Raw genomic sequence first — 2,377 nt, forward strand, 5'->3', positions numbered from 1 at the left:
CGCCCGGAAGCGCGACCGCGGTGTCGTTCCACTCGATCAGCACCCGACGCAGCCCCGCCTCGTCCAGAACCTGGACCGTGCTCAGCGGCACGTCCAGGCCGGCCACCAGGGCGGATTCGAGGGCGGAAACCAGGTTCTGCGCTGCCGTGCGCAGGAAGAGGCCCACCGTCTCGGGGTCGATCGGCGCGACCGCGTGGACGGCCAGCGAGATCCGGTCGCCGTTGTCGTCGACCGAGACCATCAGCGGGTAGTTGGTGCGCTCCTCGAAGAAGACCCTCCTGATCCCGTCGAGCCGCTCGTCGCGGACCTGAGGGGCCTCGGGCTCGGTCGTACCGCCGCCGCTGTTGTGGCGGTAGTTGAACAGCGCGGTGAACAGGGGTGCGTCACCCGTCACCCCGCTGGCCTGCTGCGCCACCGTGAGCGGCGCGTGCTCGTGCTCCAGGAGCTCCGCCAGCTGGCCGCGCATCGCGGACACGGCGGTGAGGACGCCGAGTTCGTCGGTGCGCACGCGGACCGGCAGGGTGTTGAGGAAGGGACCAGGCACCCGGTCGGAGCCCGTACCGGCGTTCATGCGGCCGAACAGGACAGTGCCGAACACCACATCCTCGCGACCGCTGACCGCCGCAAGCACGCGGGCCCACGCCAGGTGCAGCAACGTCGCCGGGCTTGCGCCCAGTCGGCGCGAGACGTCGAGCAGGCGCGTGTGCAGCTCGTCACCGAAGACGACCCGGGAGCGGGTCGTGCCCGTGCCGTCGCCGTGGACGTCGACCAGGCCGAAGGGGGCCGTGGGCTCGGTGACGTCGCCGAGCAGTTCGGCGAAGTACCGCTCGTGCTCGCCGGTGGACACCCCGGCGCGGGCCTGCGCGACGAAGTTGCGGAAGGGCAGGGGCTCTGCGAGGGCGCCGTCGCGTCCGGTGAGGAACGCGTTGACCTCGGCGAGCATGACCTCCAGGGCGGTGTGGTCCTGCACCATGTGGTGGATCCGCACCAGCGCCAGCCACTGGTCCCCGCCGGGCACGCGGCCCGCGAGGATCCGGATCAGCGGGGCCCGGCCCAGGTCCATGGATCCGCCGCCGGCCGCGAGGAGCTGCTTCACCGGATCGCCGCCCTCGGCGTCCAGGGCGACGGACTCGACCGGCAGGGTCGCCTGCCGTCGCACCACCTGGACCGGCTCGCGCAGGCCCTCCCACACGATGGACGTGCGGTAGATGTCGTGGCGGTCCACGACGCTCTGGAGCGCCTGCGTGAAGGCGTCGAGCCGCTCACGGGCGTCGAACTCGACGACCGTCGGCATGACGTACGTGTCCTCGCCGCCCTCAGCGAGGAGGTGGTGGAAGAGCATCCCCTCCTGGAGCGGGGCGAGCGGGTAGACGTCCGCGACGTTCGCCGCGCCACCGTCGACAGTCGCGACGACGGCCGCGATCTCGTCGGCCGTGAGGTCGACGAGCGGCAGCATCTCCGGCGTGATCGCGGTCGCACCCGCCGGGATCAGGTTCGCCGGGACGGCCACCTGCTCGGCGCCCGCCGAGGCGGCGAGACCGGCCGGGGTCGGGGCGTCGAAGAGCGCCCTGATCGAGACGGAGACACCGCGTGTACGGAGCAGGGCGACCAGACGGATCGCGAGGAGCGAGTGGCCGCCGAGCCGGAAGAAGTCGTCGTCCACGCCGACGCTCTCCAGGCCCAGGACCTCGGCGAAGGCCGCGCACAGGATCTCCTCGCGGGCATTGGACGGACCGCGGCGGCTGTCGGTGACGTACTCGGGGGCGGGCAGGGCCTTGCGGTCCAGCTTGCCGTTGACGTTCAGCGGCAGTGCGTCCATGACCACGATCGCCGACGGGACCATGTAGGACGGCAGGCGGTTGCTGACGAACTCGCCGATGTGGACTGGCAGTTGAGTCGCCTCGACCTCCTCTGCCGGAACTACGTAGGCGACCAGACGCTTGTCCCCCGGGGTGTCCTCTCGGGCGATGACGACGGCCTGGGCGACCTCCGGGTGGCCGGCCAGCACCGACTGGACCTCGCCCAGCTCGATGCGGAAACCACGGATCTTGACCTGCTCATCCGCACGGCCCAGGTACTCGATCTGACCGTCCCGCGACCACCGCACGATGTCACCGGTGCGGTAGAGACGACCCCCCGTGGTCGAGTACGGATCGGCGACGAACCGCTCACCCGTCAGCTCCGGACGCCCCAGGTAACCCCGAGCCAGACCCGCACCAGCGATATACAACTCTCCCGGGACCCCGGCAGGGACCGGGGACAGGGCACCGTCCAGGATGTAGACGCGGGCGTTGGATATCGGCCGCCCGATCGGCACGACCCCGTCCACCTCAGTGTCGGAATACCAGGCCGTCGTGTAGACCGTGGCCTCAGTAGG

1 protein-coding gene is annotated in these 2,377 nt (G+C 71.0%); it reads right to left on the reverse strand.

From position 1 onward, the window contains the following. Nucleotides 1–2,317 (reverse strand): condensation domain-containing protein (locus tag ACFVZW_RS37005; protein WP_384530989.1); only part of this gene is annotated, 2,317 nt, incomplete at its 3' end. Nucleotides 2,318–2,377 lie beyond the last annotated feature (60 nt).

Source organism: Streptomyces sp. NPDC059567, assembly GCF_042735655.1.
GTDB lineage: Bacteria > Actinomycetota > Actinomycetes > Streptomycetales > Streptomycetaceae > Streptomyces.